The sequence below is a fragment of the Limnohabitans sp. genome (assembly GCF_046052765.1).
In the GTDB taxonomy this organism is placed as follows: domain Bacteria; phylum Pseudomonadota; class Gammaproteobacteria; order Burkholderiales; family Burkholderiaceae_C; genus Limnohabitans.
In genome coordinates, this window is the sequence record NZ_JAVLFQ010000082.1 from 1 (window position 1) to 1,680 (window position 1,680).

Sequence of the window (1,680 nt, forward strand, 5' to 3'; positions counted from 1 at the left end):
AGCTCGAAATACGTGTTGAAGTCCATCATGCTCATTCCCCCATCACTTTGCGCCAGTACTTGTACATACCGCGAATCAATGTTTCTGTGACCATGTGGTCTGTGTCTTCCACCTCGTAGCCACCCATCTCCACCACGGTACGGTGTGCGGGTTTTTGCTCGAAGCCTTCTTGCGACCATTCAATCACTTCACCATCGTCAGCCGATACAAAACCGGCGGGGCCAAACAAGTTAGCTTGTATCAAACGGCGTTGCTCCATCTCAGGTGTATCGTCTTCAAAACCGAAATGTGTCCAGACAAAATCGAACGAGCCGTGGCCGTTGGGTTGAATATGCCGGGTCGACACACTGTTGACTTGCTGCTGAATGATGAGACTGGGAAACACTGTGGTCATTACTGCAGTAGGACCGTTCCACCAGCTCTCAGGCACGATGTCCAGCAAGCGCTTGTCATTCAAAGTCATGGTGTCTTTGAAGCTGTCAACACCGCCGACCACTTCTTCGTTTTTGCCGCCTTGTCCACGCGTGGAAATCATGGCGGCGTGGCGGAACTGCGCATCCATCTTCAATTCGGATTTATTGTCAGCACGCCAAAGCCCGAAGGTGGAAAACCAGGTGTGCAACAAACCAGGGTGGTAAGGGTCTTTGATGTTCTCTTGCATCAGTTTCCAGTTGCCCGGAATACGTTGACGGCGATAACCCAAAATTTTCAGCTTCCGTCCGTTGAACGTGCGGTCAAAGTAACCCAGAATGACCGGACCTAAAAAATCTTCCAATGACTCGATGTCATGGTCGAAAGAGGCAAACACCACGCCACCGCGGGTGGCTACTTTCAACTTGGTCAAGCCATGTTCTTCCACTTTGAAATCTTTGGGCATGCCGCCGTTGATCTTGCCGTCTTGCTTGACGCCACGGCGGAATGGCACACCTTGCAAATCGCCTTTGACGCTGTAATTCCACTGGTGATAAGGGCAGAAAAAATCTTTGGCGTTGCCATTGCGTTCGCGGCAAAAGCGCATGCCACGGTGGGCGCACACGTTTTCAATCACGTTGATGCCGCCGTCCGGGTCTCGCACCATGATGACTGAACGCTCACCCACCACAGTGCGTCGGTAGTCACCTGCGTTCGGAATCTCCGCTTCCAGACCGACATAACACCAGTGGTTGTTGTAGAAAAAATGGTCCAACTCTTTTTTGTACAAGTCTTCCCGGGTGTAAGCCCAAAACGGAATGCGACTCGTGCCCTCACCTTCCCACTTGGGGTCGGCTGGAAATACAGTGGTTTGTGTCATGGCCAATATCCTTCAATCAAAGTTAAATACCCGAGGGGTAAAAAGCATCTGCATGGATTTTTTCGGAAGGCATGCCCTGGGCTTTGGCAACGCTGCTCAATGCCTCCACCATGGCCGGTGCACCGCAAAAATAACCCACCCAATTTTGCAAATCCGGTAAATCAGCGCGTATGGCGTCGGTCACCAAGCCGCTGCGTTGACCCTCATTCACTGGGCCTGTGGCTAGCACCACATGCAATTGCATATCACCGTGTTCACGCGCGAGTTGCTGCAAGCGGTCCACATCAAAACAATCTTGCGCGCTGCGCACGCCGAAATACACATGTATCGGGTTATTCATACCAACGGCCATGGCACCTCGCAGAATCGACATGATGGGCGCAATGCCA

At 52.0% G+C, this 1,680-nt stretch carries 2 protein-coding genes; both read right to left on the reverse strand.

What is annotated here, in order from left to right; genetic code table 11:
• Window positions 1-31: 31 nt before the first annotated feature.
• The gene (locus AC9UG7_RS11735; RefSeq protein ID WP_509587964.1) at window positions 32-1,291 is read right to left on the reverse strand and encodes an aromatic ring-hydroxylating dioxygenase subunit alpha; all 1,260 of its coding nucleotides are present in this window, start codon (window positions 1,289-1,291) and stop codon (window positions 32-34) included.
• A gap of 22 nt (window positions 1,292-1,313) precedes the next feature.
• Window positions 1,314-1,680 (reverse strand): ferredoxin reductase domain-containing protein (locus tag AC9UG7_RS11740; protein ID WP_509587966.1); only part of this gene is annotated, 367 nt, incomplete at its 5' end.